At 66.6% G+C, this 26,858-nt stretch carries 36 protein-coding genes and 1 tRNA gene; 32 read left to right on the forward strand and 5 right to left on the reverse strand.

The genetic code is table 11. The features are described from left to right. Positions 1-33: 33 nt before the first annotated feature. Both NGM10_RS12690 and NGM10_RS12695 read right to left on the reverse strand, forming a co-directional pair. Positions 34-1,284, reverse strand: a complete 1,251-nt coding sequence (locus tag NGM10_RS12690; protein WP_253479336.1) for a phosphatidylserine decarboxylase — start codon at positions 1,282-1,284, stop codon at positions 34-36. 683 nt (positions 1,285-1,967) lie between these two features. Further along, a tRNA-Gly gene (locus NGM10_RS12695) sits at positions 1,968-2,038 on the reverse strand. Between the two features lie 213 nt (positions 2,039-2,251). On the opposite strand from NGM10_RS12695, the gene NGM10_RS12700 reads away from it, so the two are divergent. The 31 genes from NGM10_RS12700 (at position 2,252) to NGM10_RS12850 (ending at position 22,435) form a co-directional block, all read left to right on the forward strand. Then, the gene (locus NGM10_RS12700; protein ID WP_253479338.1) at positions 2,252-3,142 is read left to right on the forward strand and encodes a putative RNA uridine N3 methyltransferase; all 891 of its coding nucleotides are present in this window, start codon (positions 2,252-2,254) and stop codon (positions 3,140-3,142) included. A 4-nt stretch (positions 3,143-3,146) separates the two neighbouring features. Further along, positions 3,147-4,163, forward strand: a complete 1,017-nt coding sequence (locus NGM10_RS12705; protein ID WP_253479340.1) for a 50S ribosomal protein L3 — start codon at positions 3,147-3,149, stop codon at positions 4,161-4,163. A 3-nt stretch (positions 4,164-4,166) separates the two neighbouring features. Beyond that, positions 4,167-4,913, forward strand: coding sequence for a 50S ribosomal protein L4 (rpl4p, locus tag NGM10_RS12710; RefSeq protein ID WP_253479342.1), 747 nt, complete (start codon positions 4,167-4,169; stop codon positions 4,911-4,913). Beyond that, positions 4,910-5,164 carry a 50S ribosomal protein L23 gene (locus NGM10_RS12715; protein ID WP_253479344.1) on the forward strand — a complete coding sequence of 85 codons (255 nt, stop codon included), beginning with the start codon at positions 4,910-4,912 and terminating at the stop codon, positions 5,162-5,164. Before rpl4p ends, NGM10_RS12715 begins: the two co-directional genes overlap by 4 nt. 3 nt (positions 5,165-5,167) lie before the next feature. Next, positions 5,168-5,887 carry a 50S ribosomal protein L2 gene (locus tag NGM10_RS12720; RefSeq protein WP_253479346.1) on the forward strand — a complete coding sequence of 240 codons (720 nt, stop codon included), beginning with the start codon at positions 5,168-5,170 and terminating at the stop codon, positions 5,885-5,887. A gap of 2 nt (positions 5,888-5,889) precedes the next feature. After that, entirely contained in the window at positions 5,890-6,315 is a 426-nt protein-coding gene (locus NGM10_RS12725) for a 30S ribosomal protein S19 (RefSeq protein ID WP_253479348.1), read from the forward strand. 3 nt (positions 6,316-6,318) lie between these two features. After that, a complete protein-coding gene (locus NGM10_RS12730) occupies positions 6,319-6,780 on the forward strand; it encodes a 50S ribosomal protein L22 (protein WP_253479350.1) in 462 nt (153 codons plus the stop codon). Beyond that, a complete protein-coding gene (locus NGM10_RS12735; protein ID WP_253479352.1) occupies positions 6,780-7,709 on the forward strand; it encodes a 30S ribosomal protein S3 in 930 nt (309 codons plus the stop codon). The genes NGM10_RS12730 and NGM10_RS12735 overlap by 1 nt, the downstream gene beginning before the upstream one ends. Next, entirely contained in the window at positions 7,709-7,921 is a 213-nt protein-coding gene (gene rpmC / locus NGM10_RS12740) for a 50S ribosomal protein L29 (RefSeq protein WP_253479354.1), read from the forward strand. The genes NGM10_RS12735 and rpmC overlap by 1 nt, the downstream gene beginning before the upstream one ends. A 2-nt stretch (positions 7,922-7,923) precedes the next feature. Beyond that, the gene (locus tag NGM10_RS12745; RefSeq protein ID WP_253479356.1) at positions 7,924-8,358 is read left to right on the forward strand and encodes a ribonuclease P protein component 1; all 435 of its coding nucleotides are present in this window, start codon (positions 7,924-7,926) and stop codon (positions 8,356-8,358) included. Next, the gene (locus NGM10_RS12750; protein WP_253479358.1) at positions 8,343-8,744 is read left to right on the forward strand and encodes a 30S ribosomal protein S17; all 402 of its coding nucleotides are present in this window, start codon (positions 8,343-8,345) and stop codon (positions 8,742-8,744) included. The genes NGM10_RS12745 and NGM10_RS12750 overlap by 16 nt, the downstream gene beginning before the upstream one ends. Beyond that, positions 8,744-9,142: a 50S ribosomal protein L14 gene (locus NGM10_RS12755; RefSeq protein ID WP_253479360.1), complete on the forward strand. Its 399-nt coding sequence runs from the start codon at positions 8,744-8,746 to the stop codon at positions 9,140-9,142. Before NGM10_RS12750 ends, NGM10_RS12755 begins: the two co-directional genes overlap by 1 nt. Next, positions 9,139-9,495, forward strand: a complete 357-nt coding sequence (rplX, locus tag NGM10_RS12760) for a 50S ribosomal protein L24 (RefSeq protein WP_253479362.1) — start codon at positions 9,139-9,141, stop codon at positions 9,493-9,495. The genes NGM10_RS12755 and rplX overlap by 4 nt, the downstream gene beginning before the upstream one ends. Further along, positions 9,492-10,199, forward strand: a complete 708-nt coding sequence (locus NGM10_RS12765) for a 30S ribosomal protein S4e (RefSeq protein ID WP_253479364.1) — start codon at positions 9,492-9,494, stop codon at positions 10,197-10,199. The genes rplX and NGM10_RS12765 overlap by 4 nt, the downstream gene beginning before the upstream one ends. Beyond that, the gene (locus NGM10_RS12770; RefSeq protein ID WP_253479366.1) at positions 10,196-10,720 is read left to right on the forward strand and encodes a 50S ribosomal protein L5; all 525 of its coding nucleotides are present in this window, start codon (positions 10,196-10,198) and stop codon (positions 10,718-10,720) included. The genes NGM10_RS12765 and NGM10_RS12770 overlap by 4 nt, the downstream gene beginning before the upstream one ends. After that, the gene (locus tag NGM10_RS12775) at positions 10,717-10,899 is read left to right on the forward strand and encodes a 30S ribosomal protein S14 (protein WP_253479368.1); all 183 of its coding nucleotides are present in this window, start codon (positions 10,717-10,719) and stop codon (positions 10,897-10,899) included. The genes NGM10_RS12770 and NGM10_RS12775 overlap by 4 nt, the downstream gene beginning before the upstream one ends. A gap of 2 nt (positions 10,900-10,901) precedes the next feature. Further along, positions 10,902-11,294, forward strand: coding sequence for a 30S ribosomal protein S8 (locus NGM10_RS12780; RefSeq protein WP_253479370.1), 393 nt, complete (start codon positions 10,902-10,904; stop codon positions 11,292-11,294). A gap of 2 nt (positions 11,295-11,296) precedes the next feature. Beyond that, on the forward strand, positions 11,297-11,833 hold the full coding sequence (locus NGM10_RS12785; RefSeq protein WP_253479372.1) for a 50S ribosomal protein L6: 537 nt from the start codon (positions 11,297-11,299) through the stop codon (positions 11,831-11,833). A gap of 3 nt (positions 11,834-11,836) precedes the next feature. Beyond that, positions 11,837-12,544, forward strand: a complete 708-nt coding sequence (locus tag NGM10_RS12790; RefSeq protein ID WP_253479374.1) for a 50S ribosomal protein L32e — start codon at positions 11,837-11,839, stop codon at positions 12,542-12,544. After that, positions 12,541-12,981, forward strand: a complete 441-nt coding sequence (locus NGM10_RS12795; RefSeq protein ID WP_253479376.1) for a 50S ribosomal protein L19e — start codon at positions 12,541-12,543, stop codon at positions 12,979-12,981. The genes NGM10_RS12790 and NGM10_RS12795 overlap by 4 nt, the downstream gene beginning before the upstream one ends. 2 nt (positions 12,982-12,983) lie before the next feature. Then, on the forward strand, positions 12,984-13,535 hold the full coding sequence (locus NGM10_RS12800; RefSeq protein ID WP_253479378.1) for a 50S ribosomal protein L18: 552 nt from the start codon (positions 12,984-12,986) through the stop codon (positions 13,533-13,535). A 3-nt stretch (positions 13,536-13,538) separates the two neighbouring features. Further along, on the forward strand, positions 13,539-14,183 hold the full coding sequence (locus NGM10_RS12805; RefSeq protein WP_253479379.1) for a 30S ribosomal protein S5: 645 nt from the start codon (positions 13,539-13,541) through the stop codon (positions 14,181-14,183). Continuing rightward, on the forward strand, positions 14,183-14,647 hold the full coding sequence (gene rpmD, locus NGM10_RS12810; protein ID WP_253479380.1) for a 50S ribosomal protein L30: 465 nt from the start codon (positions 14,183-14,185) through the stop codon (positions 14,645-14,647). The genes NGM10_RS12805 and rpmD overlap by 1 nt, the downstream gene beginning before the upstream one ends. A 2-nt stretch (positions 14,648-14,649) precedes the next feature. After that, positions 14,650-15,126: an uL15m family ribosomal protein gene (locus NGM10_RS12815; protein ID WP_253479381.1), complete on the forward strand. Its 477-nt coding sequence runs from the start codon at positions 14,650-14,652 to the stop codon at positions 15,124-15,126. Positions 15,127-15,315: 189 nt separating this feature from the next. After that, positions 15,316-16,785, forward strand: coding sequence for a preprotein translocase subunit SecY (gene secY, locus NGM10_RS12820; RefSeq protein ID WP_253479382.1), 1,470 nt, complete (start codon positions 15,316-15,318; stop codon positions 16,783-16,785). 147 nt (positions 16,786-16,932) lie between these two features. Then, complete coding sequence (locus NGM10_RS12825; RefSeq protein WP_253479384.1) at positions 16,933-17,289, forward strand: hypothetical protein; 357 nt, start codon at positions 16,933-16,935, stop codon at positions 17,287-17,289. 264 nt (positions 17,290-17,553) lie between these two features. Continuing rightward, positions 17,554-18,168 (forward strand): hypothetical protein, encoded by a 615-nt coding sequence (locus tag NGM10_RS12830; protein ID WP_253479386.1) that lies wholly within the window; start codon positions 17,554-17,556, stop codon positions 18,166-18,168. Between the two features lie 109 nt (positions 18,169-18,277). Continuing rightward, on the forward strand, positions 18,278-19,018 hold the full coding sequence (locus NGM10_RS12835; protein ID WP_253479388.1) for a hypothetical protein: 741 nt from the start codon (positions 18,278-18,280) through the stop codon (positions 19,016-19,018). 111 nt (positions 19,019-19,129) lie between these two features. Continuing rightward, entirely contained in the window at positions 19,130-20,467 is a 1,338-nt protein-coding gene (gene trkA / locus NGM10_RS12840) for a Trk system potassium transporter TrkA (protein WP_253479390.1), read from the forward strand. Between the two features lie 53 nt (positions 20,468-20,520). Beyond that, a complete protein-coding gene (locus NGM10_RS12845; RefSeq protein ID WP_253479392.1) occupies positions 20,521-20,751 on the forward strand; it encodes an Lrp/AsnC family transcriptional regulator in 231 nt (76 codons plus the stop codon). A 148-nt stretch (positions 20,752-20,899) separates the two neighbouring features. Beyond that, positions 20,900-22,435, forward strand: coding sequence for a TrkH family potassium uptake protein (locus tag NGM10_RS12850; RefSeq protein WP_253479393.1), 1,536 nt, complete (start codon positions 20,900-20,902; stop codon positions 22,433-22,435). A gap of 24 nt (positions 22,436-22,459) precedes the next feature. Here the strand turns inward: NGM10_RS12850 and NGM10_RS12855 are convergent, their stop codons facing one another. From NGM10_RS12855 to NGM10_RS12865, 3 genes are all read right to left on the reverse strand, one after another. Beyond that, positions 22,460-24,781, reverse strand: a complete 2,322-nt coding sequence (locus NGM10_RS12855; protein ID WP_253479394.1) for an amino acid permease — start codon at positions 24,779-24,781, stop codon at positions 22,460-22,462. Positions 24,782-24,839: 58 nt separating this feature from the next. Continuing rightward, on the reverse strand, positions 24,840-25,298 hold the full coding sequence (locus NGM10_RS12860) for a universal stress protein (RefSeq protein ID WP_253479395.1): 459 nt from the start codon (positions 25,296-25,298) through the stop codon (positions 24,840-24,842). 268 nt (positions 25,299-25,566) lie between these two features. After that, on the reverse strand, positions 25,567-26,061 hold the full coding sequence (locus NGM10_RS12865) for a DUF7975 family protein (protein ID WP_253479396.1): 495 nt from the start codon (positions 26,059-26,061) through the stop codon (positions 25,567-25,569). 105 nt (positions 26,062-26,166) lie between these two features. Here NGM10_RS12865 and NGM10_RS12870 point away from each other — a divergent pair, with 105 nt between their 5' ends. Beyond that, positions 26,167-26,811 carry an adenylate kinase gene (locus tag NGM10_RS12870; RefSeq protein WP_253479397.1) on the forward strand — a complete coding sequence of 215 codons (645 nt, stop codon included), beginning with the start codon at positions 26,167-26,169 and terminating at the stop codon, positions 26,809-26,811. The last annotated feature ends 47 nt before the right edge of the window (positions 26,812-26,858 follow it).

The raw sequence follows: 26,858 nt of genomic DNA on the forward strand, positions 1-26,858 counted from the left end.
GACTCCCCGAGAGCGTGGGACAGTCCGGAACGCTCACCCGTTCAGGACGCCGTACAACTCGCCCATCTTGACGTGTTCGTACGTCGGACGACCGCCTTCACCACCGGTCGGTGACTGCTCGGGTGCTTCGATCTCGAATCCGGCTTCCTCTTCGAAGAGCATCACGAAGTCGGAGCCACCGAACAGGAAGTTCCCGAGCAGGTCGCCCTTCTCGAAGGTGTGGCCGACCTGAACGTTGTCCTCGAACTCGACCGACGACACCTGGGCCATTCCCATGGGGACGAGTCCGACCACGCCGAACTCGCCGGTGTCGACGATCACGTAGCCCCGCGTCTGCGTGAATTGCCAGCCGGTCGAGTCGTTGGGGTCGTAGCGCTTCTCGTCGTCGTTCCAAGCGACTTCGAGTGCGACGTTCTCCTCAATCTGGTCCTTCTCGACGACCTTCCCGCCGATAGGGAAGTGATACCGGTGGTAGTCGTTCACGTTGAGGAACGTGTGCGTGAACGTCCCGCCAGCGAAGGCGTCTGCGTACCCGCTGTCCGACCCGAGCAGGTCCTCGACGCTGTAGTGGGTCTTGTTCTTGACCCGGACCCCGCCGTCCGTTCTCCCACTACCGCCGCTCCCTTCGACGGCGATCCTCGACCGGTCGTCGATGTGCCACACGCCCTGCGGGACCGAGTCCGCGGGCGAACAGACGACCGAATCGCCCGACTCTATCGGCCTGACCGCAGGCGTCCGGAGGTAGCGGGCGAAAAAGTCGTTGAACGTGTTCCAGTTCGAGGCGTGTTCGTACCAGCCCTCTTGGAGACCGAACCGCTCGTCGGCGTAGAACTCCCGGTATGTCTTGCGGTTCCACGACTTCTCGGTGTCGAGGAACTGGCCCCAGGCGTCCGCGAAGTCCCGCATCCAGTCGGCGAACGGCCCGTAGTACTGGAGCGTGTTCTTGTAGAGCCCACGGCCCTTGAGCGCGGGAAGTTCCTGATCGACGAGGAAGTAGAAGTAACAGATGCTCTGGAGGATTTCGTCGCGCACGAGGTCGCGGGGATTCTCCAACACGTCTCGTGGGATCAACTGAGACATTCGGTCGACGAACCGGAAGTAATCGGTCAGGTCGTCTACCGGGTTCGTCGACTGATCCGGGTTCTGCTTGTTCGCCTTCTGAATCGACTGCTCCAGCAGGTCGCGTAGCTCCGGGTCGGCCTCGGTCAACGCGATGAGCTTTCTCGTCACGTCGTTGTACTCGCCGGTCCAGCGGTCGGGGTGTGAGATGGCTGGTGCGTCCATTGCACCTCACTAAACCAATCATATTACCTTATATATTTCTACGGTAAAATTTTATACCTGAACAGCTGATATCCGGGTCCGTCCGGAGACTGCGACTGCCCACTGCCGTGGGAGGCGGTGTAGACGCGGTCGGGGCCGGGGGGCATCGGCGCTATCGTCCGGCCAGTGACCAGATGGGTCCGGGTTCGGTCCTTCTGTGCTCGCACACAGCACGGCAGGACGTGACCGAGCCGCATCGTTCCAGTCGGAACGAGGCGATACGTTCCGTCTACTCGGTGTCCACTGCTCGATGTGCTCGGGTGTGGGCTTCACGTCCTCGACCCCCTTTCATCGAACTTTTTACTATGTTTCTTCGCGTGCCCGAGCGCGCGAATCAGAAATAATAGTAAACCTCAGCAAAGTATCATAACAGTAAACCTCAGCAAAGTAGTAGGAAATCCCAGCGAAGGACGTTCGCGCTGACGCGGTGGCGAGCGACTTCCAAGTCGCTCGCCAGCTTGCGACGGTGAGAGGTGCGCCGGTTAGGTTTTGAACCGGAGCCAGACGTTCTTGCTCACCTCGCTCCGCTCGGTTCCGCGAGCGTGCGACTGGCAGGGTTCAAATCACCAGCAACGGAATTCACCGGAAGCAAGCGTTCACGGTGCGGTGAAACGCACCGCTCGGCGTTTTGCGTCCAAGAGAAGTGCGCCGGCTGGGATTTGAACCCAGGTTGCGACCATGGCAAGGTCACGTGATACCACTACACTACCGGCGCGTTGCGATTGCATTTCAGGATAATGCCCGGCCACTAAATAAGGCTTCCGAATCGGAGTGAAATCGAGGGACGGTGGCACGGTTCAAGCGCCGATTTCGCCCGGAAGATACTTTGTGACGCCCTCTCACCCGGCGACGAGAAGCGGCACCCTTTTACCGTCCAAGCAGGTACGATTCGCTACAGTCTAGTGACGGGCCGCCGAAGCGTATCGGTATGACCGTCAGCGTACTCGTGCCGTCGTCCCTCGTCCGGGAAGCCGAGGACAAACGCGAGGCAACTCGCAAGCTCGGCTACGTCGCCCGCGCGGCGACCGTGTTCCGGACCGACCGCCTCGTGGTCTTTCCCGACCCCGAGGGGGAAGCAAAGTGGGGCGGCGGGTTCGTAAGCACCGTGCTGGAATACGCCGCGACGCCGCCCTACCTCCGAAAGGAGGTATTCGGCAAGCGGGACGAACTGGAGTACGCGGGCGTCCTGCCGCCGCTCCGCGGCCCGTCGCTGACCGGCTCCGAATCCGAGGGTTCGGGGTCGTTAAGACAGGGAATCGTGACCGAGGTCGGACCTGAAGGGCGCGTTCGGGTCAATTGCGGACTGCAACACCCGATCTCGCTCGTCGTGCCGCCGAAAATGGCGGTCGACGAGGGAGAGCGCGTTACCGTCAGGATCTCTTCGCGAAGTCCGGTCCGTGCGAAGCTCGTGGACGAGCCCCTTCCGGGGTTCGAAGTGACGCGCACGGACCTCCCGGCGGCCCTCGACCGCGACGACGCGGGCGTCCGAATCGCGACGTCCCGCCACGGGGTCGAGCTGACGACCGGGCGGCTGACCGAACTGGTCGGCCGCACGGCCGAAGACGGCATGACCGTCGCCTTCGGCTCGCCCGGTCGGGGCCTGCCGGACATCCTCGACCTCTCGCCCGCGTCGGTCGGCCACGCGTGGCCGACCGACGCGGTGGGAGGCGAGGCGGACGCGGAGTCCAACGTCGAATCCGGCGCACCCGGCCGGTTCGACCTCTGGGTCAACGCGATTCCGAATCAAGGCAGCGACGTCGTGCGAACCGAAGAAGCGATGTTCGCCGCGCTCGCCTGCCTGAACCTCAAAGAGAAGTGATACGATGCCAGAAACAAGCAGACCACGAAAAGGTTCGCTAGGGTTCGGCCCCCGCAAGCGCGCGACCAGCGAGGTCCCGCGCTTCAACTCGTGGCCCGACGGAGACGGCAGTCCGGCGCTCCAGGGCTTCGCGGGTTACAAGGCGGGCATGACCCACGTGGTGATGGTCAACGACGAGTCCGACTCCCCCCGCGAAGGGATGGAGGAGACCGTTCCCGTCACCATCGTGGAGACGCCGCCGATGCGGGCGGTCGCTCTGCGGGCCTACGAAGACACGCCGTACGGCAAGAAGCCGCTGACGGAAGTGTGGGGCGAGGAGTTCCACGACGAGCTGAGTCGAACGCTCGACGTGCCCGAGAACCACGACGCCGACGCCGCCGAGGAGGAACTGCGCGACGCCGTCGAGAGCGGCGACGTCGCCGACCTCCGCGTCGTCACCCACACGGTCCCGAGCGATATCGCCAGCGTCCCCAAGAAGAAGCCCGACGTGATGGAGACTCGCGTGGGCGGGGGCGCGCTCGACGAGCGCGTCGAGTTCGCACTGGACCTGCTCGCCGACGGCGGGGAACACGCCATGAACGACGTGTTCCGCGCGGGCGAGTACACCGACGTGAGCGGCGTGACCAAGGGCAAGGGGACGCAGGGTCCCGTCAAGCGCTGGGGCGTCCAGAAGCGCAAGGGCAAGCACGCCCGGCAGGGATGGCGACGCCGGATCGGCAACCTCGGTCCGTGGAACCCCTCCCGCGTGCGCTCGACGGTCCCCCAGCAGGGCCAGACCGGCTACCACCAGCGCACCGAACTCAACAAGCGCCTCATCGACATCGGTGAGGGCGACGACGTGAACGTCGACGGCGGCTTCGTCAACTACGGCGAGGTCGACGGCTCGTACGCGCTGGTCAAGGGGTCGCTCCCCGGCCCGGACAAGCGCCTCCTGCGCTTCCGTCCGGCCGTCCGACCGAACGACCAACCGCGCCTCGACCCCGAGGTGCGGTACGTGAGCACCGAATCTAACCAGGGATAACTCATGCAGGCAACTATCCGAAACCTCGACGGCGAGGAAGACGGCAGCGTGGACCTGCCGGACGTGTTCGAGACGACCGTCCGGCCGGACCTCATCAAGCGGGCCGTGCTCGCCGCGCAGGCAAACCGCAAGCAGGACTACGGCGCCGACGACTACGCCGGGATGCGGACCTCGGCGGAGTCGCCCGGTAGCGGTCGCGGCATGGCCCACGTCCCCCGGACGAACGGTCAGGGCGCGCGCGTGCCCCAGACCGTCGGGGGCCGCCGGGCCCACCCGCCGAAAGAAGAGAAGGACCGCTCGCTCGACATCAACACGAAGGAGCGCAAGAAGGCCGTCCGTAGCGCCGTCGCGGCGACCGCGGACGCCGACCTCGTGGCCGAGCGCGGCCACCGCTTCGACGAGGACCTCGACCTGCCGCTCGTGGTGAGCGACGAGTTCGAGGACCTCGTGAAGACCAAGGAGGTCGTCTCCTTCCTCGAATCGGTCGGCGCAGACGCCGACATCGAGCGCGCCGAGGAGAACAAGACGATCCGGGCCGGTCAGGGGACCACCCGCGGTCGCAAGTACAAGACGCCCAAGTCGGTCCTCTTCGTGACGAGCGAGGAACCGTCGAAGGCCGCCCGCAACCTCGCGGGCGCAGACGTGGCGACCGCCGGGGAAGTCAACGCCGAGGACCTCGCGCCCGGCGCGCACCCCGGCCGACTCACCGTCTGGACCGAGAGCGCACTCGCGGAGGTGGCCGACCGATGAGCGGAGTCATCGAGTACCTGTGGGTCACCGAGAAGGCGATGAACGAGATGGACTTCAAGAACAAGCTCCAGTTCATCGTCGACATCGACGCCGACAAGCCCGAGATTCGCGACGAGGTCGAGACCCAGTACGAGGTCACGGTCGAGAAGATCAACACGCAGGTCACCATGAACGGCGACAAGAAGGCCACGGTGACCCTCTCGGAGGACGACGACGCCCAGGAAGTCGCCTCCAGAATCGGGGTGTTCTGACACATGGGACGACGAATCCAAGGACAGCGACGCGGTCGGGGCGGACCGACGTTCCGCGCCCCGTCGCACCGATACAAGGCGGATCTCACGCACAAGAAACCCGAGGAGACCGACGTGGTCGCCGGGACGGTCGTGGACATCGAACACGACCCCGCCCGGAGCGCGCCGGTCGCCGCCGTCGAGTTCGACGACGGCGACCAGCGGCTCATCCTCGTGCCCGAGGGCGTCGGCGTCGGCGAGCAGTTGCAGGTCGGCGTCAGCGCCGAGATCAAGGAGGGCAACACCCTGCCGCTCGGCGAGATTCCGGAAGGAGTTCCGGTGTGCAACGTCGAGCGCCAGCCCGGCGACGGCGGCAAGTTCGCACGGGCCTCCGGCGTGAGCGCGAACCTCATCACCCACGACCGCGACGCCGCGGTCGTCGAACTCCCGAGCGGCGAGGTCAAGCGCCTCTCGCCCGACTGCCGAGCCACCATCGGCGTGGTCGCCGGTGGCGGCCGGACCGAGAAGCCGATGGTCAAGGCCGGGAACAAGTACCACAAGATGAAGGCGCGCGGCACCAAGTGGCCGAACGTGCGCGGCGTCGCGATGAACGCCGTCGACCACCCGTTCGGCGGCGGTGGCCGCCAGCACCCCGGTCGTCCGAAGTCCGTCTCGCGGGACGCCCCGCCGGGACGGAAGGTCGGGGACATCTCGTCCCGGCGCACGGGACGGGGAGGTAACTGAACATGAGCGAAGGCGAGTACCGAACCGGCCGCGAAGGTGAGTTCACCTACCGCGGTCACACGCTCGACGAGTTGCAGGACATGAGCGTCGACGAAGTCGCGGAACTGCTTCCCGCACGCCAGCGGCGAACCATCGAGCGGGGACTGTCGACCCAGCAGGAGAAACTGCTGGAGGACGCCCGTGAAGCCACCGAGGAGGGATCTGCCAACGACCCCATCCGGACCCACCTGCGCAACATGCCGGTGCTACCGGAGTTCGTCGGCAAGACGTTCGAGGTGTACACGGGCCAGAGCTTCGAGCGCGTGCACGTCGAGCCCGAGATGCTCGGCCACTACCTCGGCGAGTTCCAGCTGACCCGAACGTCGGTCGAACACGGACAGGCCGGTATCGGCGCGACCCGCTCCTCGAAGTTCGTGCCACTCAAGTAAACCATGGGAATCAGCTACAGCGTCGAGGCCGACCCGGACACCACCGCCAAGGGGATGCTCCGGGAGCGGCACATGAGCCACAAGCACAGCAAAGCCATCGCCCGCGAGATCAAGGGCATGACCGCCGAGGACGCCCAGGCGTACCTCCAGCAGGTCATCGACGGCGAGCGGTCAGTCCCGTTCAAGTCCCACAACAGCGGCGTGGGCCACCGTAGCGACATCGAGGGCTGGGACGCCGGTCGCTACCCCGAGAAGGCCAGTCAGGCGTTCCTCGACCTCATCGAGAACGTGGTCAACAACGCCGACGAGCAGGGATTCGACGGCGAGGAGATGGAGATCATGCACGTCGCCGCCCACAAGGTCGGCGAGGTGCAGGGTCGCAAGCCCCGCGCGATGGGACGCGCGACCGCCTGGAACACGATGGAGGTCGACGTCGAACTCATCCTGGAGGAGGTCGAAGACTAATGGCAGACGAACACCAGTTCATCGAAGACGGGATGCAACGGTCCCAGATCGACGAGTTCTTCGCCGACGAACTCGGTCGCGCGGGCTACGGCGGCATGGACGTCGCCAAGACCCCGATGGGCACCCAGATCGTGCTCAAGGCCGAGAAGCCCGGCATGGTCATCGGCAAGGGCGGCAAGAACATCCGGAAGATCACGACCCAGCTCGAAGAGCGCTTCGACCTCGAAGACCCCCAGATCGACGTTCAGGAGGTCGACGAACCGGACCTCAACGCCCGCATCGTCGCCGACCGACTCGCGAACGCTCTGGAGCGCGGGTGGTACTTCCGGAAGGCCGGACACACCACCATCGACCGCATCATGGACGCGGGCGCGCTCGGCGCGGAGATCGTCCTCTCGGGGAAGGTCACCGGCGCGCGCTCGCGCGTCGAGAAGTTCAACCGCGGCTACATCAAGCACAACGGCGAACCCGCCGAGGACATCGTCGACCACGGTCAGGGCGTCGCGGTGATGAAGCTCGGCACCATCGGCGTGGACGTGAAGATCATCCCGCCGGGAGCCGACCTGCCCGACGACTTCGAGATCGACGAGGGCGCGAACCCCGAGGAAGTCGTCCCGGACGCGGTCGAGGCGAACGAGTCGGTCGAGCAGCTCCTCGAAGAGCCGACCGACGAGGAACTCGACGAGCTCCGCGAGGACGAGGCCGACGAGACCGAGGACGACGCCGAACCCGGCGAGGAAGCCGTCGACGAGGAGGTCGTCGAGGAAGTTCTCGAAGAGGAAGTCGAGTCCGAGGAGTCCGAAGACGAAGCCGAATCCGAAGAGACCGACGAATCGGTCGAGGAGGAGCTCGACGAGCTCGAAGAGGAAGTCGAACAGGAAGCCGAGGAGCTCATGGACGAGATGGACGACGAGGAGGGTGACGAATAATGGCCATCCTGCACGTCGAAGAGATTCGTGACATGACCCCCGCCGAGCGCGAGGCCGAGCTCGACGAGCTCGAAACCGAACTACTCAACGCGAAGGCCGTGAAGGCCGCGGGTGGCGCTCCCGAGGACCCCGGGCGGTTCAAGGAGCTTCGCCGGACCATCGCGCGCATCAAGACGGTGAAGCGCGAGGAAGGCGACGTAGACGACGAATAATCATGCCACTCACACCCGAGACGCTGACGCGACACGAACTCAACGGACTCGCAGTCCGCGTCGTGGACGCGGCGAACCCCGACCTCGTCGGAATCGAGGGCCGGGTCGTCGCCGAGACGCAGGGGACGCTGAGCGTCGCGTCGGCCGACCGGGTGCGACAGGTGCAAAAGCAGGGCTCGACGTTTGAGTTCGCGCTCACAGATGAAGCCGCCGTCCTCCGCGAGGAGGCGGGGACCGCGTCCGAACGGGCGTCGGAAACTGCCGGAGTCCGCTCCGGTCAGTCTGGCGCGTCCGGCGAGCGACGCTCGCCGGACTCCGGGGAGTACCCCCGGGACTGCGAGGGCGTGGCCTACGTTACGGTGGATGGAGCGCGGCTGCTCTCACGACCCGAACTGCGCACCGAGAAGGCAGGTGAATCCAGATGGCAACAGGACTGAACGTATCAGAACCGGAGGGGACCTGCTCCGACGATAACTGTCCGTTCCACGGAACGCTCTCCGTGCGAGGACAGACCATCGAAGGACAGGTAGCCTCCACAGACATGGAAAAGACCGTGATCGTCGAACGCGAGTACGACGTTCCGGTGCCGAAGTACGACCGGTACATGAAGCGCCGATCGCGGATTCCGGCCCACGCGCCGGAGTGCATCGACCTCGAGGTCGGTGACACGGTCAAGATAGCAGAGACACGACCGCTCTCGAAGACGAAGAGCCACGTCGTCGTCGAGCAGTTCGAGACGACGCAGGACTTCGGAGTGGACGAGACACCGAACGCCGAACCCGACGAATCGGAGACGGTGAGCGACATCGGAGGTGACGACTGATGGAAGCGCTCAAGGCCGACGTGACCCAGGGCCTCGAAAAGGGCTCGCTGCTGACGTGCGCCGACAACACCGGCGCGCGTGAGATCAAGGTCATCAGCGTGTCGGGCTACTCGGGCACCAAGAGCCGACACCCGAAGGCGGGTATCGGCGACAAGGTGACCGTCTCGGTCACCAAGGGGACGCCCGAGATGCGCCGACAGGTGCTGGAGGCGGTCATCGTCCGCCAGCGCAAGCCCATCCGTCGTCCCGACGGCACGCGCGTCAAGTTCGAGGACAACGCGGCCGTCATCATCGACGACGTCGAGGAGCCGCGCGGGACCGAGATCAAGGGTCCCATCGCGCGAGAAGTCGCCGAGCGGTTCGGAAGCATCGCGAGCACGGCTACGATGATAGTATGACTCGACAACCACGCAAACAGCGAAACAAGACCGAGAACGCCTCGCTCCACGAGCGTCACGCCCAGGTCACGGCCACGCTGTCCGACGACCTCCGCGAGGAGTTCGACGCCCGGAGCGTCCGGGTCAACGTCGGCGACACGGTCGAAGTGATGCGCGGGGACTTCGCCGGAACGGAAGGCGAGGTCATCGACGTGGACCTTCGCGACGCGGTCGTTCGCGTCGAGGACGTGACGGTCGAGAAGGCCGACGGCGAGGAGGTCCCGCGACCGCTCGACGCGAGCAACCTTCGCGTGACCGACCTCGACCTAGAGGACGACCGGCGCGAGGCGCGCCTACGAGGTGACGAAGAATGAGCAACCACCAGAAACGACTCTCCGTACCGAAATCCTGGCCGGTCGAGCGAAAGACCGACACCTTCACCGTGAAGGCCCAAGGGCCCCACGGCGAGGACGGCGTTCCGCTGCTCATCGTGCTGCGGGACGTGCTGGGCTACGTCGGCTCGAAGAAGGAAGCGCGGTACGCGCTCGAACACGGTAGCGTGCTGGTCAACGGCGACGAGGGCGTCTCCGAGGACCGACCCATCGGGATGTTCGACATCCTGGCGTTCACCGAGCGCGAGGAGTACTACCGCGTGTTCCCCGACGAGGGCGGTCGGCTCGCGCTGACGCCCATCGACGCAGACGCCGCCGACAGCAAGCTCGCGAAGATCGAGGACAAGACGCTGGTCTCGGGCGGCCGGACTCAGCTCAACCTCCACGACGGCAAGAACCTGCTCGTCGAGGACCCGAGCGAGTACGCCGCTGGCGACTCCATCGTCGTCAGCAACGACGACGACGAGATCGTCGCCCACTTCCCCTACGAGGAGGGGAGCCTCGTGACCGCAGTTCGCGGGTCGCACGCGGGCGACATCGGCGAGATCGACGAGATTCAGGTCACGCCCGGAAGCGGTTCGAACAACGTCATCGTCGAGGGCGACGACGACACCTTCGAGACGGTCGAGGAGTACGTCGTGGTCATCGACGAGAACTTCACTGGCGACGGAGGTGACGGCGAATGAGCGAAGCCGAAGCCGACTTCCACGAGATGCGCGAGCCGACCATCGAGAAGGTCGTCGTCCACATGGGCGTGGGCGAGGGCGGCCGCGAGCTCGCCGACGCCGAGGAGATCATCGAGGACGTGACCGGACAGCAGAGCGTCCGGACGCTGGCGAAGGCGACCAAGCCCGAGTTCGGCATCCGTCAGGGCGACCCCATCGGCGCGAAGGTGACCCTTCGCGACGACGACGCCGAGGAGTTCCTCGCGAAGGCCCTGCCGCTGAGCGACGTCTCGGCCACCCAGTTCGACGACACCGGGAACTTCAGCTTCGGCGTCGAGGAACACACCGAGTTCCCGAGCCAGGAGTACGACCCGAACGTCGGCATCTACGGTCTCGACGTGACGGTCAACCTCGTGCGCCCCGGCTACCGGGTCAGCAAGCGAGACAAGGTGACCCGCTCGATTCCGTCGGGCCACCGGCTGAACGCCGAGGACGCCATCGCGTACCTCGAAGCCAACTTCGACGTGGAGGTAGACGAATGAGCGAAAGCGAAACCGAATCCGACGCGACGGGAGAACACGCGGCCAAGCGCACCGGCCAGATCGAGGAGTGCCAGCGATGCGGCCGAAAGCAGGGGCTCGTCGGCAAGTACGACATCTACCTGTGTCGCCAGTGCTTCCGCGAGATCGCCCGGAGCATGGGATTCAAGAAGTACCGATAATCATGGCAGGAAACGATCCGCTGTCCAACGCGCTCTCGGGCGTCGACAACGCCGAGAGCGTCGGGCATCTGGACCACACGGTACAGCCCGCCTCGAACGAGATCGGCAGCGTACTCGAGGTCTTCTACGACCGCGGGTACATCGACGGCTTCGAGTTCGTCGACGACGGCAAAGCCGGTCGATTCGAGGTCGAACTGAAAGGCGCGATAAACGAGTGCGGTGCGGTCAAGCCCCGGTACTCGACCGGAGCAGACGAGTTCGAGAAGTGGGAGAAGCGGTTCCTCCCCGCCCGCGATTACGGGGCGCTCGTCGTCACGACCAGCCGCGGCGTCATGAGCCACTACGAGGCCCGCGAACGCGGCGTCGGTGGCCAGATAATCGCGTACGTGTACTAACAATGCCACGAGTAGAACTGGAGATTCCGGACGAGGTAAGCGCCGAGAAGGACCACCTCGAACTCACCGTCGAGGGGTCGAACGGCAGCGTCACGCGACGCCTCTGGTACCCCGACGTGTCCGTCGAAGTCGACGGCGAAACGGTGGTCATCGAGAGCGACGAAGACGACGCGAAGACGACCGCGACCATCGGCACGTTCGAGAGCCATGTGCGAAACATGTTCCACGGCGTGACCGAGGGCTGGGAGTACACCATGGAGGTGTTCTACTCCCACTTCCCGATGCAGGTCCGCAGTGAGGGCGACGAGGTCGTCATCGAGAACTTCCTCGGGGAGAAGGCCCCGCGGCGGACGCCCATCCACGGCGACACGCAGGTCGAGGTCGACGACGAGACCCTGCGCCTGCACGGGCCCAGCATTGAGGACGTCGGCCAGACGGCCGCCGACATCGAGCAGCTGACCCGCGTGCAGGGCAAGGACACCCGCGTGTTCCAGGACGGCGTCTACATCACCGAGAAACCGCAGACTGGAGGTGTCTAACGAATGGCAGACGAACCCCAAGAGCTGGAAGACATCAGCGGCGTCGGCCCGAGCAAGGCCGACTCGCTCGAAGAGGCGGGCTTCGACTCCGTCGAGGACGTCAAGGCCGCCAGTCAGGACGAGCTCGCCGAGGTCGAAGGCATCGGGAACGCGCTCGCGGCCCGCATCAAGGCCGACGTGGGCGGTCTCGAAGTCGAAGAAGAGACCGAGGCCGAGATCGAAGACGACGAAGAGCCCGAGGAGGCCGAGGAGGCCGACAAGGAGGTCGAGACCGAGCTTCGACCCCGCGGGCTGGTCGAGAAGACCCCCGACCTCACCGACCGCGAGGAGGAACTGCTGACCCAGCGCAAGCGCGTCGGGAAACCGCAGTTCAACCGACAGGACTACCACAAGAAGAAGCGCACGCCCACTTCGTGGCGACGCCCCCGCGGCCAGCTCTCCAAGCAGCGCCGCGGCGTCAAGGGCAAGGGCCCGAAGGTCGAGGCGGGCTACCGCACGCCGAAGGCGGTGCGCGGCAAGCACCCCAGCGGCTTCGAAGAGGTGCGGGTCCACAACGTCGACGACCTCGACGGCGTCGACGGCGACCGCGAGGCGGTCCGAATCGCCTCGAAGGTCGGCGCTCGCAAGCGCGAGCGCATCGAGGAACAGGCCGAAGAGCGGGACATCCGCGTCCTGAACCCGACCTACGTCGAAGTGGAGGTCGAAGAATGACAGACCTGAGCGCACAGAAGCGACTCGCCGCCGACGTGCTCGACGTCGGCGAGAGCCGCGTCTGGTTCGACCCGGACGCCCAGGGTGCCATCGTGGAGGCGATCACCCGCGAGGACATCCGCGAACTCGTCGAGGACGGCACGATTCAGGCGAAAGACAAGAAGGGCAACTCTCGCGGCCGCGCCCGAGAGCGCGACGCCAAGCGCGCCTACGGCCATCAGACCGGCCCCGGCAACCGCAAGGGCAAGTCGGGCGGCCGCCAGAGCGAGAAGGAACAGTGGCAGCAAACGATCCGAGCACAGCGCCGGAAGCTCAAGGAACTCCGCGCCGAGGGTGAGATCACCCAGTCGCAGTACCGCGACCTCTATGACAAGGCAAAAGGCGGGGAGTTCCGTAGCGTCCGGTACCTGCTCAACTACATAGAGAACAACTACTAACCATGGCAAGTGGACCACGATACACGGTGCCGATGCGCCGTCGCCGCGAGGTCCGGACCGACTACCATCAGAGGTTGCGCCTGCTGAAATCGGGCAAGCCCCGGCTGGTGGCTCGCAAGAGCAACCGGCACGTCAGGGCGCAGCTGGTCACGATGGGTCCCGACGGCGACGAAACCGTCGTGAGCGCCTTCTCGGGCGACCTCGAGGAGTACGGCTGGGAGGCCCCGACGGGGAACCTCCCGAGCGCGTACCTCACGGGGTACCTGCTCGGCAAGCGCGCGCTCGACGAGGGGTACGACGAGGCCGTCCTCGACATCGGCCTCAACACCGCGACCCCGGGCGGCAAGGTGTTCGCAGTACAGGAAGGAGCTATCGACGCTGGCCTCGACGTCCCCCACAACGACAGCGTGCTGGCCGACTGGTCGCGTACTCGCGGCGAGCACATCGCCGAGTACGCCGAACAGCGCGACGAGCCGCTGTACAGCGGGGACTTCGACGCCACCGAACTACCCGAGCACTTCGACGACGTGCTCGCAGAACTACAGGAGGACTAACACATGTGTGCTAACCACGACGGCTGGGAACCCCAGACCCGACTCGGCCGCAAGGTCGCCGAGGGCGACATCGACACGATGGAGGACGCCCTCAACTCCGGCCTCCCGCTGAAGGAGCCCGAGCTCGTCGACCAGCTCCTGCCGGGGCTCGAAGACGAGGTGCTGGACATCAATATGGTCCAGCGGATGACCGACTCCGGTCGCCGCGTGAAGTTCCGCTGTGTCGTCGCCATCGGCAACCGCGACGGCTACGTGGGCTACGCCGAGGGCCGCGACGACCAGGTCGGCGGCGCGATTCAGAAGGCCATCGAGATCGCCAAGCTGAACCTCATCCGAGTCAACCGCGGCGCGGGGTCCTGGGAGGACCGTAGCGAACGACCGCACTCGCTGGCCCGCCAGACGACCGGCAAGGCTGGCAGCGTCGAGGTCGAACTGATTCCGGCCCCGACCGGGCTGGGACTCGCGGCGACCGACACCGTCCGCAAGATCCTCGAACTGGGCGGGGTCGAGAACGCCTGGACCAAGAGCCACGGCAACACCCGCACCACGCTCAACCTCGCGAAGGCGACCTACAACGCCCTAGAGAACGCCGCCGAGTCGCGCGGCCCGCGCGGGCAGGTCGACTACGAAGAGGAGGTGGCCGACTGATGCAGGCGGTCGTCCAGATCCGCGGCGAGGTCGACATGAGCGGCAAGACCAAAGACACCCTGAAGATGCTCAACATCCACCGGGTGAACCACTGCGCGCTGGTGCCCGAGACCGAGGCCTACCGCGGGATGATCACGAAGGTCAACGACTACACCGCGTACGGCGAACCCAGCCAGGACGTGCTGGAGACGGTCCTGCGCAAGCGCGCGGAACCCGCCGAGGGCTCGGCCGACGTCGACGACGAGTGGGTCGCCGACAACACCGACTACGACGATGTCGCCGACCTCGCGTCGGCGTTGCTCGACGAGGAGACGACCCTGCGCGAGCAGGGGCTGGCACCGGTCCTTCGCCTCCACCCGCCGCGGGGCGGCCACGACGGCCTCAAGCACCCCGTCGCGGAGGGTGGCGAACTCGGCAAACACGATACCGAGGAGATAGACTCGCTCCTCAAGGCGATGCGATAACAATGACGAGCAAGAAACGACGACAGCGCGGCTCTCGCACGCACGGCGGCGGCACGCACAAGAACCGGCGCGGTGCCGGTAACCGCGGCGGTCGCGGGCGCGCGGGTCGTGACAAACACGAGTTCCACAACTACGAACCGCTCGGTAAACACGGGTTCTCGCGCCCGGAGAAGGTCAAGGACACCGTCCTGACCGTCGACGTGCGAGAGCTCGACGAGGACGCGGCCGTGCTGGCCGCCGAGGGCGTCGCCGAGGAGACCGACTTCGGTTACCGGGTCGACGCCCGCGACGTGGTCGAGGACGGCTGGGACGCCGACGCCGTGAAGGTGCTGGGCAACGGGCAGGTCCGCAACCAGCTCGAAGTCACCGCCGACGCGTTCTCGGCGAGTGCGGTCGAACTCATCGAGGAGGAGGGCGGCGACGCCGTCCTCAGCGACCGCGCCGAGGAAGCCGACGACGAAGCTGGCGACGACGAGTAACGCCGAGTTCTGGCGTCCGTTTTTTCGCGGTCGTAGCCGACTCCCGAGCGGCGGCTCGGTCGGTCGAGCGCGGTCGAAGCCGCCACACGATTCGAGCCCGAAACTGCCACACGGTTCGGTGGTGTACTCGGTCCCACGCGTGGACCAAAGCGAAGCACATACAAGCCCCCATCTGATGTATTCTGGTACATGAGTTGGAAAGAGACGGCGGAACCAGTCCTCACGCGGATGCCCTCCGTGAGACGCCCGGAGGGCCACGTCCCCTTCAAGCGAAAGCTGGGGTGGACCGCGGGCGTGCTGGTTCTGTACTTCTTCCTCACGAACATCTTCCTGTACGGCGCCGACACCGGTGCCGACGCGTTCGGGCAGTTCCGCTCGATACTCGCGGGCGGGCAGGGTACAGTACTCCAGCTTGGTATCGGTCCGATAGTCACCGCGAGCATCGTCCTCCAGTTGCTCGGCGGTGCCGACCTCCTCGGACTCGACACCGACGACCCCCGCGACCAGGTGCTCTATCAGGGCCTCCAGAAGCTACTGGTGGTCGTGATGGTCTGTCTGACCGGCCTGCCGATGGTGTTCGCCGGGAGCTTCCTGCCCGCGAGCGAGTCGCTGGCCCGGACGTTCCCGGGCGGGGAGCTGGGGGTCAAGTGGCTCATCTTCGCCCAGATCTTCGTCGGCGGCATCCTCATCCTGTTCATGGACGAGATCGTGAGCAAGTGGGGCGTCGGCTCCGGTATCGGGCTGTTCATCATCGCGGGCGTGAGCCAGAAGCTCGTCGGCGGCCTGTTCGCTTGGAGCGGTCTCGGCGGCGAAACCGGGCTCCTCCCGACGTGGTTCGCCATCCTCACCGGGAGCGCCGAGAACATGCCCTCGCTACTGACTCCCCAGGGGGTCCAGTACCTCCTCATCGGTGAGGGCGACATCCTCGCCATCGTCACGACGGTGCTCATCTTCGCCATCGTCGTGTACGCCGAGAGCGTGCGGGTCGAGATACCGCTCAGCCACGCTAGGGTCAAGGGCGCGCGCGGTCGGTTCCCCGTCAAGCTCATCTACGCGAGCGTCCTGCCGATGATCCTCGTCCGGGCGCTCCAGGCCAACATCCAGTTCCTCGGCAACATCCTCAACAGCCAGCTCGGCAACGACATGCCTGCGTGGCTCGGCCAGTACTCCTCGCAGGGACAGGTCTCGGGCGGGCTGTTCTACTACTTCGCGCCGATTCAGACGCGCGAGCAGTGGATGTGGTGGCTCGGCGGGACCGGCAACGAGCCGTGGGAGATACTGCTCCGGGTCGGCATCGACCTGACGTTCATGGTCATCGGCGGCGCGATATTCGCCATCTTCTGGGTCGAGACCACCGACATGGGCCCGGAGGCGACCGCCAAGCAGATTCAGAACTCCGGGATGCAGATTCCGGGCTTCCGCCAGAACACGGGCGTCATCGAGAAGGTGATGGAACGCTACATCCCGCAAGTCACCGTCATCGGCGGCGCGCTCGTCGGCCTGCTGGCCGTGGCGGCGAACATGCTGGGCACCATCGGCGACGTCACCGGGACGGGCCTGCTCCTGACGGTCTCCATCACGTACAAGATCTACGAGGAGATCGCCGAGGAGCAGCTGATGGAGATGCACCCGATGATGCGCGAGATGTTCGGCGGGTAACCCGTCGCCACCAATTCTTTGCCTCTCCGAGTCCGGCACTGCACCGAACGTCCAGCCGCGGTGCTAGCGCTCGCGGGAGCGTCGACCGACTTCTCGGCCGAAATACCGAACCTCCGGGGCCGCGAACGTCTCCACCCACGACTCACGATGGCCCGGGAACTCACCCTCGAATCCGAGGAGTGGTACGTCCTCTGCAACTGGTTGCGCGAGCGCGAGAACCGCCTGATGTACGCCCTCCGGGACCGCTCGGCGGAGTGGGAGTTCGTCGGCGACCTGCGTCGCAGGATAGAGGACCGGCGGGGCGACGCGCCCGAGACCAGCGGCGCGGTCCGGACGGTGACCCTCTCGGACTCCGAGTTCGCGTACCTGTCGCGGTACCTCCGTCGGCGGTCGCTCGTCCTCCGGTTCAAGCCGTGGCGCGACCGCGAGCGAAGGGACGTGCGACGGTTGCGCAGGCAGATACGCTCGCGGGCCGAGTCCGGCGCGCCGACTTCGGCGGCCTGACCGCGTCGCGGGCCGCGACGCGGTCGGGCCGCCGAATCGCCGTCAGCGCCCGAGAGCGCCGAATCCCTGTCAAAGAAATTCGAAATGGTCGCGTGGACTTCCGACGTTTCGGCGCGGAAACCCCGAGTTTCCTGCGTGAATCCGAGTTGAATCGGGAGGAACGCCGCTGAATCTGGATTGAGGGGCGTGCGGGTTCAAGCCGTCCGAACGCGTGGGCTCACGACGGGGGAGAGAACCGTGACAGACACCAACCGAGAGACAGAAGTGACAGACACCGACCGAGACACAGAATCCGCTGGGCGACTCGCTCGCAGGACCGTACTCAAGGGAGCGGCCCTCGCGGGACTCGCCGGGAGCGCGGTGTCGGGTAGCGCGAGCGCGCAGTCCGGCGAGAACACGATAACCTTCGAGTCGGCGGGCGACGAGACGTTCCGCTACCGGTTCAGCGTGACCGGAGAGATAGAACGGATTCGCTCGGACGACGGCGACCGGTTCGTCGACGAGAAGACGGTCGAGGGCGCGGTTAGCCAGCAACGGCTGGACCGGTTCGGCTTCACCGGGGAGCTGCGGTCGCTCGAACTGTCGGGCCCCGGGAGAGTGTTCGTGAACGACGAACTCGTCCGCGACACGACCGACCCGCTCGCGAACCGGGTGGTCGTCGAATCGGCGGGGCCGACCGTGCGCTACCGGTTCCGGGTGACCGGCCGGGTCGAGAAGGACGAGTTCGCCGGGGACGACGACACGGTGGTCGACTCGAAGACGGTCGAGGGCGAGGTCGGCGGCGAGGGCGTCGACTCCTACCGGTATTCGGGGTCGATAGTCTTCGACACACCGATGGAACCGCTGACGGTGACGCTGGAGTTGAATCAGGGCGAGTGAACGGGTGAGACGGATGGAGTGAGTAGAGCGAGTGAGGAGGACGAGACGCCTCACAGGAATCGAACAACTCGGCACCAAGACATAACTCATCGGAGGTCGTCGTCGGACCATGGACCGCGAGAGACGGGCAGTGCTGAAGGCAACTGGCCTGCTTGGGGGAACGGCGCTGCTGGGGGGAGCCACGGGAGTCGTCGGCCCGACCGTTGCACAGGAGGTCGACACCGAACTGCCGCCGGGGGTCGTGCTGTTCGACCTCGACGGCGACGGCGAGTACGATGCGGAGGTCGAGGCCGCGCCCGAGTCGATGCGGGGCGGCGACCGGACCCGGCCGATCCACGTCACCTCTCGGGGGCGGGCGACCGTCGATTACGCGGCGTCGGTCGTCCGACCCGAGGGCGAGGTGTCGCTGGGCGACCTCGACCGATTGGCCTACGACCGCTACCGGGGGCCCGAGGACGGGTCGGGCGAGGGGGACGCCGCCGACGAGACCTTTCTGGTCGTGGAGAACGACGACGGCCGCCACGGGATGTACCTCACCGACGAGACCGACCCCGGGTCCGAGGAGTGGCAGACCAGCGACGTGCTCGCCCGCGTGAACGGCAACACCGGCGGGACGAGCGGCTGGTTCGAGTACACCGAAATCGAGGACGGGTACGAGGGTCAGACCTTCGACGACGCGGTCGCGCGGTTCGGGTCCGAGGCCCGACTCGTCCGGGTGGGCGTCGGCCACGGCAACGCGGTCACGCCGACGGTCCTCGACGCCTTCTTCGCAAACCTGGTCGTCGGCGGCCAGCGCTACGAGTTCCCGACGTCCGTGGCGAGACGGGCGTCGGGCGCGAACCCCGTCTGAGAATCGGTCGAGGCCCGCGGAGCCGAGCGATTCGGTCGGGTCTCGTCCGCGAAGGGAAATAGTCATACCACCGGACTTGCTATGGCCTGTAAATGACTAGGGAGGGTTCGGATGCGCGTCATCATCATCGGCGCAGGTGAGGTCGGGTCGTCCATCGCGGCGAGCCTCGCCGACAGCCACGAGGTCGTCGTCGTGGACATCGACGGCGAGCGGGTGGACTCGCTGACCTACGCGCTCGACGTCCTCGCGATTCAGGGCGACGGCACGTCGCTGTCGACGCTCCGGGAGGCGGGCGTCGACGAGGCCGACATGATAATCGCCAGCACGAACAACGACGAGACGAATCTGGTGGCGTGCGGTACCGCCAAGACGGTCGACGACCCGTTCACCATCGCGCGGGTCAAGGCCGTCGACTACCTCGAGACGTGGAAGGAGACCGAGCAGGCGTTCGGCGTCGACTTCATGGTGTGTACCAACCTGCTGACCGCCGAGGACATCGTCCGGGTCGTCGGCCTGCCCTCGGCCCGCGACGTCGACCCCTTCGCGGGCGGCGCGGTCCAGATGGCCGAGTTCGAGGTCAGCCCCGACAGCCCGGTCGTCGACCAGACGGTCCGGGAGGCCGACCGCTTCGACTCGCTGACGTTCGCGGCCATCATCAGGAACGGCGACGTCGAGATTCCGGGCGGGGACACCGTCATCCGGGCGGGCGACAAGGCGGTCGTCATCGGGAGCCCCGAGAGCGTTCAGGGGTTCGCAGCCGAGATCGCGCCGAGCGAGACCCCGAGCGGCAACGAGGACCTCGTGATCGTCGGCGGAAGCGAGATCGGCTACCACACCGCGCGACTGCTGGAAGACCGCGGGCTCCGACCCCGACTCATCGAGCGCGACCCAGACCGCGCCCGCGAACTGGCCGAGGACCTCCCCAACTCGGTCGTGATGAAACACGACGCGACCGACGCCGAGTTCCTCGCCCGCGAGCACGTCGACGAGGCCGACGCGGTCGTCGCCGCGCTCGAAAGCGACGAGAAGAACCTGCTGGTGTCGATACTCGCCAAGCAGATCGGCGTGAGCCGGACGGTCGCAATCGTCGAGAACACCGAGTACGTCGACGTGTTCGAGACGGTCGGCGTCGACGTGGCGGTCAACCCCCGAAACGTGACCGCCGAAGAGATAACCCGATTCACCCGCGAGACCACCACCGAGAACGTCTCGCTCATCGAGAACGACCGGGCCGAGGTCATCGAGGTAGAGGTCGACGCCGACAGCGCGCTGGTCGGCAGACCAATCCGCGAGGCGGTCGCCGACCTCCCCGCGCGGTTCGTGATCGGAGCCATCACCCGCGGGCAGGAGTACGTGGTCCCGCGGGGCGACACGGTGATCGAACCCGGCGACCACGTCGTCGTGTTCCTCGACACCGAGGTCCTCGACGAAGTGACCGCCAAGCTCTGAGCGCCCTCGCGGTCCGGCAAAACACCTTTGGGAACCACCGGCGTACCCGGCCCATGGTTCGTGCGTACGTCGCGATAATCACCGGCGAGGGGGCGGCCGACGACATCGTCTCCGCGGTCCGAGACCTCCCGGGGGTCGCCGAGGCACATGTGGTCGCGGGGGACTTCGACGTCGTCGCCGAGGCTGAGGGCGAGACCGTCCGGGACCTCCAGCGGACCGTCACCGACGGCATCCACGGCGTCGAGGGCGTGGGGACGACCCGGACGTACGTCCAGCTCGACTGATTCGGCGACGGTCGCGACCTCCGAGTGACCCCTCCTCGGGGGCCGAATCGGGCGAGGAGACTCGTCTTCGTTCCGGAGCATTCATTGACCAAGTGGATTATGCAGGGGGTATGCAGCGAGCCATCGATACCGGGAGCGCTGGTCGACGATGGAACTGAGGGTCGAGTGGCGCCAGAGCGTCGCGCTCACCGGAACGATAATCAAGTACCTCGCCGCGGCGATGGTCGTTCCGCTCGCGGTCGCGGTCGTCTACGGCGACGACGTTGGCGTGTTCCTGGCCTCCATCGCCATCACGGTCGCCGTCGGACTCTCACTGGAACGGCTCTCCGACGACACCGACCTCCACCCGCGGGAGGCGCTGTTGCTGGTCGCGCTCTCGTGGGTCGGGGTCGCCCTCGTCGGAACCGTCCCCTACCTGCTCGCGGGGTACGGAACGGCGTCGACGCTCGCCAACCCCGTCAACGCGCTGTTCGAGTCGATGTCGGGGTTCACGACGACCGGCGCGACCGTGATGGGCGAAATCTCCTTCGAACGCCACTCCCACGCGTTGTTGATGTGGCGACAGCTCACCCAGTGGCTCGGGGGGATGGGAATCATCGTCCTGATGGTGGCCATCCTGCCGGAGCTGGCGGTCAACGGCGCACAGCTCATCAGCTCGGAAGCGCCCGGTCCCGAACTACAGAAGCTGACGCCGCAGATCGCCGAGACGGCGCGCATCCTCTGGCTGTTCTACCTCGGGTTCACGGTGCTGTACGTCGTCCTCCTCTACGGCCTCCACCTCGCGGGCCTCGCGCCGAACATGGACTTCTACAACGCCGTCGCACACGGGTTCACGACCCTCCCGACCGGCGGGTTCTCGCCCGAGGCCGACAGCATCGCCGCCTTCTCTCCGGCGGTCCAGTGGGTCGTGATACCGTTCATGCTCATCGCCGGGACCAACTTCGCGCTGTTCTACTTCGTCTATCGGGACGACGTCCGGGAGTTCTTCGAGAACCGGGAGTTCCAGGCGTACGTCGGTGCGAGCGCGGGGCTCACCGTCGTCCTCTGGGGGCTCCTGTTCACCGGCTCTGCGCCCGCGCTCGACCTCGGCGGCGTGACCGAGGGGGTCACCGAGAACGCCCTGCGACAGGCCGCGTTCCAGATCGTCTCGCTGTTGAACTCGACGGGCTACGCGACCAGCGACTTCGCCCAGTGGGACACGACGGGACAGGTCGTGCTGTTGTTCGCGATGTTCATTGGAGGGTCCGCGGGGTCGACTGGCGGCGGGGTGAAGGTCGTCCGGTGGCTCATCGTCCTCAAGGCCGCCAGGCGCGAGCTGTTCACCGCCGCCCACCCCGAGGCGGTCCGACCGATTCGACTCGGCGACAGCGTCATCGACGAGGACACCATCCGCGGAATCCTCGGGTTCACGTTCATGTACCTCCTCATCTTCGGGGTGGCGACGGTCCTGATCGCGCTCGACGCGGGCCGCGTCGGGATGGAACTGACGACCCTCGACGTAATCAGCGCGAGCATCGCGACCCTCGGGAACATCGGGCCGGGGTTCGGCCCGCTCGGCCCGTTCGGGAGCTACCTCGACTTCCCGGCGACGAGCAAGCTCCTGATGATATTCCTGATGTGGATCGGCCGCTTGGAGATCATCCCGGGGCTCGTGTTGCTCACGGGGGCGTTCTGGAAGCGGTAGCGAACCGCTTCCGGCCGCGCGCCCTCACCGCTCGTCGCTCCGAGTCCCGAACAGCCGCTCGCGGAGCGACCGACTCGTCGGTCGCTCGGCCAGCAGGACCGAACACTCCACGTCGTGGACGACGTCGTAGGCCAGCGAGCCGCGAACGAGCCGGGAGAGCAGGCCGCGTTCGGTGGCCCCGATGACGACGAGGGTGTGGTCGCGCGCGGCTTCCGCGATAGCGCCCTCGATGTCCCCCGAGGCGTCGACCCGGACGGCGGCGTCTCCGAGGTCGTGGTCCTCCGCCCACTCGGTCAGGAACGCCTCGCCGGTCTCGCGGTCGTCTTCACTGTCGACGACGTGGAGGAGCGTTATCTCCGAACCCAGTTGCTCGCGGAGGTACTTCGCCACCTCCGCGCTCAGGTCCGAGTCGGGACCGCCCGCGGTGGGGACGAGCACGCGGTCCGTTTCGAGACCCCGGTCGTTGAGGACGAGGAAGTCGCAGGGGAGGTCGTGGGTCAGCTCCTCCAGCGGCCGCTCGGCTCGTCCGGAGGACCACGGCCGGTCGGGACCCCACCCCATGACGACCTTGTCGGGTCGTTCGCGTTCGGCCACCTCGAACACCTCCTCGAACGAGCGGTGGGAGACGACCGTCTTCACCTCCACGGGAACATCGAGGGTCTCCGTGCTCTCGCGGACGCGCTCCATCAGCGTCCGGGACTCCTCGTTTATCCGCTGGACGTGTTCGGACCCCTCCAACAGCGGCGTCTGGTCGGGCACCTCGACGATGTGGACGGCCTGCACGATTCCGTCGTTTGCCTTCGCGAAGATGCTCGCGAGCGAGAGCAGGTCGGACTCGGTCCGGGGGTTCGAGACGGGCACCATCACCTTGTACTGGGTGCCACCGGACGGACGCGCGACGTTCGCGGCCGAGACCGCCGCGTCCGGCATCTCGTCGGACCGCGAGAGGATGTGGCGGCTCAGGACGCCCTCTCGGTCGGTCTTGTTGCGAGCGTACAGCCCGTACCACGCGACCGCGCCAGCGACGAACACCAGTCCCAGCGCGATTTCGATGGCCTTCATGAAGCCGATCAGGCCGAGCGAGAGCACGAACCCGAGGATCGGCGTGATCGGGTACAGCGGGACGGTGAAGTCGGGGTCGTACTCCGGGACGTCGGCCTCGCGGAAGACGACCAGCGCCACGTTGATGAGCGCGTAGACCACCAGATGGAGGACGCTGGCGGCTTTCGCCAGCACCTCGACCTCGCCGCCGAGGACGACGAGGAAGAGGACGATCATGAAGCCCGTGACGGCGATGGACCGGTAGGGAGTCGCGAACTTCGGGTGGATCTCGTTGAGCCAGTCGGTGACTATCTTGTCGCGTCCCATCGCGAAGTTGATGCGGGCCGACGCGAGGATGGACGCGTTCGCGCTCGACGCCGTCGCGAGCAGCGCGGCCAGCGTGATCGAGGTGATGCCGATGACGCCGATGTTCCCCTCGAAGATGACCCTCGCGACGTCGGACATCGGGGTGTCGACGTCGATCTGGTCGTAGGGGATGATACCGACCATGAGTCCGACGAGGATGGAGTAGACGACCATCACGATGGCGACGCTCCCGATGATGGCGATGGGGAGGTTGCGGCCCGGGTCTTTGAGCTCCTCGCCGATGGTCGCGATCTTCGCGTATCCGAGGTAGGAGACGAACACGAGCGCGGTCCCCGGCAGTATCTCGGTGTATCCGAGCGGGGCGATGGTGCCGTCGACCATCACCGTCCCCCAGTCGAACGAGAAGAAGCCGACGGCCGCGAACACCGTGAGGATGCCGAGCAAGACCGTGACGATGACGGTCTGGACGCCGCCGGTCTCCTTCGCGCCGATGTAGTTGACGGTGACGAACGCGACGCCAGCCAGTAACGCACCGATCTGGATGTCCGAGAGGACGAACGGGCCGAGTACAATCGTGGGCAGGAGTTCGACGCCGCCGGTTCCGGGGAACGGAATCACGACGCCGTCGAGGAGCGTCGTGAGGTACCCGCCGAACCCGATGCAGTAGAACGCGCTCGCGAACGCCAGCCCCATCCAGTCGCCCATCCCCGAAATCGAGCCGAAGAGGGGACCGAGCGCGCGATTGATGTAGTAGTACGCGCCGCCCGCCTTCGGCATCGCGGTGCCGAGTTCGCTCACCGTGAGCGCGTTCACCATGGCGATTACGCCGCCGATGAGGAACGACAGGACGACGATGGGCCCGGCCTCCCGGGTCGCGATTCCCGGCAGGACGAAGATGCCCGCGCCGATCATCGTCCCGATGCCGACGGCGAGTGCCGAGAGCAGGCCCAGGTCCTTCGCGAGTTCCTCGTCGCTCACCGTCCGTCACCCCCGGAGATGGACGGAGTTGGCCGCGGTATCGAATACAAACCCTCGCTCATGCGTCCCCCTCGTCCGTCTCCTCGTCTCCGGGGTCCGGCAACACGACCACCGGCCGGTCGGTCTCGGTCGCCAGCGACAGCGCGACGTCGCCGGTCAGCAGGCGGACCCATCGGCTCCCGCCCCGCGGCGTGAAGGCGATGGCGGTCGCGTCCACGTCGTCGGCGACCTCGAATATGGTCTCGGCCACGTCGGTGCCGTACGCGATTCGCGTCTCGACCGGGACGCCCGCGTCGGCGCACCGGCGTTCGACCACCTCGAACGCCTCCTCGGCGTACTCCTCGCGTTGCTCGACGGACACCTTGTCGGGCGCGCCTCCGGCCTTCTCGACGACGTGGACGGCGACGACGCGCCCCCCGGCGGCCGCGATGCGGTCCACCGCGGCCGCGCAGGTGGCCTCGGCGTCCTCGGGTCCCGCGACGGGCAGGAGAACGGTTTCGAGCAGTTGGTCGGTCATCCGCCACCACCGCCGTCGACGAGTGCGTCACGTCGGTACTTCCGGACGCGGGCGTCGAACCGGGGCGATTCGCCGAGGGTAGCGACTCGTAAGTGCCGACTCGGATGAAGACTCATTACGCGGCTAAATGCAGAGGTCCCAAATAAGTCGCCCGGTCGAATCGTGATTCGCCCGAACGATGCCGCGCTCTGGCCGAAACACGCCTGCGGTGGGACGAACGCCGCGCCCCGCCCCACCGCAGCCTCCCGGAAGTCGAGTGCGGCGGGGGCTACACCGCCGAGACCCACGCCCGGAACCCCTCGGGCTGGTCGTACACGTCCCGGAACGCGCGGTCGACCCACTGGGCGACCCGGTTGGGGTCGGCCAGCGCCGACACCCTGACGTTGACGCCCTCGGCCTCGTCGGGCCGGGCGATGTCGTCGATCTTGAACGCCGGGAACTCCGCGAGGAGGGACTTCAGCCGGTCGAGTTCCTCGTCGGTGCAGTCGAGGTTTAGCGTGCCGTCGCCGAACTGGACCCACGGCGGGAGCGCCTCGGTGGCCTCGGCGTCTCCGTCGGCGTCGTTGCCTTCTCCGTCGGCATCTACGTCCTCTCCGTCGAGCGCCCCGGCGGCGTCCGACTCGGACGCCGCCGGGGCGCTCGACGAGGCGTCCTCGTGGGCCTCGAACGTGCAGAAGGCGCTCGCGCGCTCTCGGTGGGCCGCGATGGCCTCGACGAACAGTTTCCGGCGCTCGGCGGGGGTGTCGGCGTCGAATCGCGTCATGGGCGGTCGTAGGCGGCCCGTCACTAAAAAGGCCGACTCCGCGCGCCGCGGCGCGCGGAGTCGGCTTTCTTTAAGCCTTTAAGCGTGGGCGTCGCAGTCGGAGACATGAACCCGCACATCCTGATACTCGGTGCGCCGGGCGCAGGCAAGGGAACCCAGAGCGACAACATCGTCGAGGAGTTCGGCGTCGAGCACGTCACGACCGGCGACGCCCTCCGCGCGAACAAGGGGATGGACATCTCCCACCTCGGACTCGAATACGACACCCCCGGCGAGTACATGGACCGGGGCGAACTCGTCCCCGACGAGGTCGTCGACGAGATCGTCGAGACCGCCCTCGACGAGGCCGACGGCTACGTCCTCGACGGCTATCCGCGCAACCTCGCGCAGGCCGAGACGCTCGCGTCGATGACCGACCTCGACGTGGCGCTGTACCTCGACGTGGACGAGGACGTGCTGGTCGAGCGCCTGACCGGCCGCCGGGTCTGCGAGGAGTGCGGCGCGACCTACCACGTCGAGTTCAGCCCGCCCGAGGAGGAGGGCGTCTGCGACCGGTGCGGCGGCGACCTCTACCAGCGCGAGGACGACACCGAGGAGACCGCCCGCGAGCGCATCCGGGTGTACGAGGAGAACACCGCGCCGGTCGTGGAGTTCTACGACGAGCGGGGCGACCTCGTCCGAATCGACGGCGAGGGGTCGCCCGACGAGGTGTGGGCCGACGTGAAGGACGCAATCGAGTCGAACGCCTAACGCTCGCGCTCGGCTCGGAACCCCGTCGCGCGGCCGGTCCGAAGTCG

This window comes from Halorussus salilacus (assembly GCF_024138125.1).
GTDB lineage: Archaea > Halobacteriota > Halobacteria > Halobacteriales > Haladaptataceae > Halorussus > Halorussus salilacus.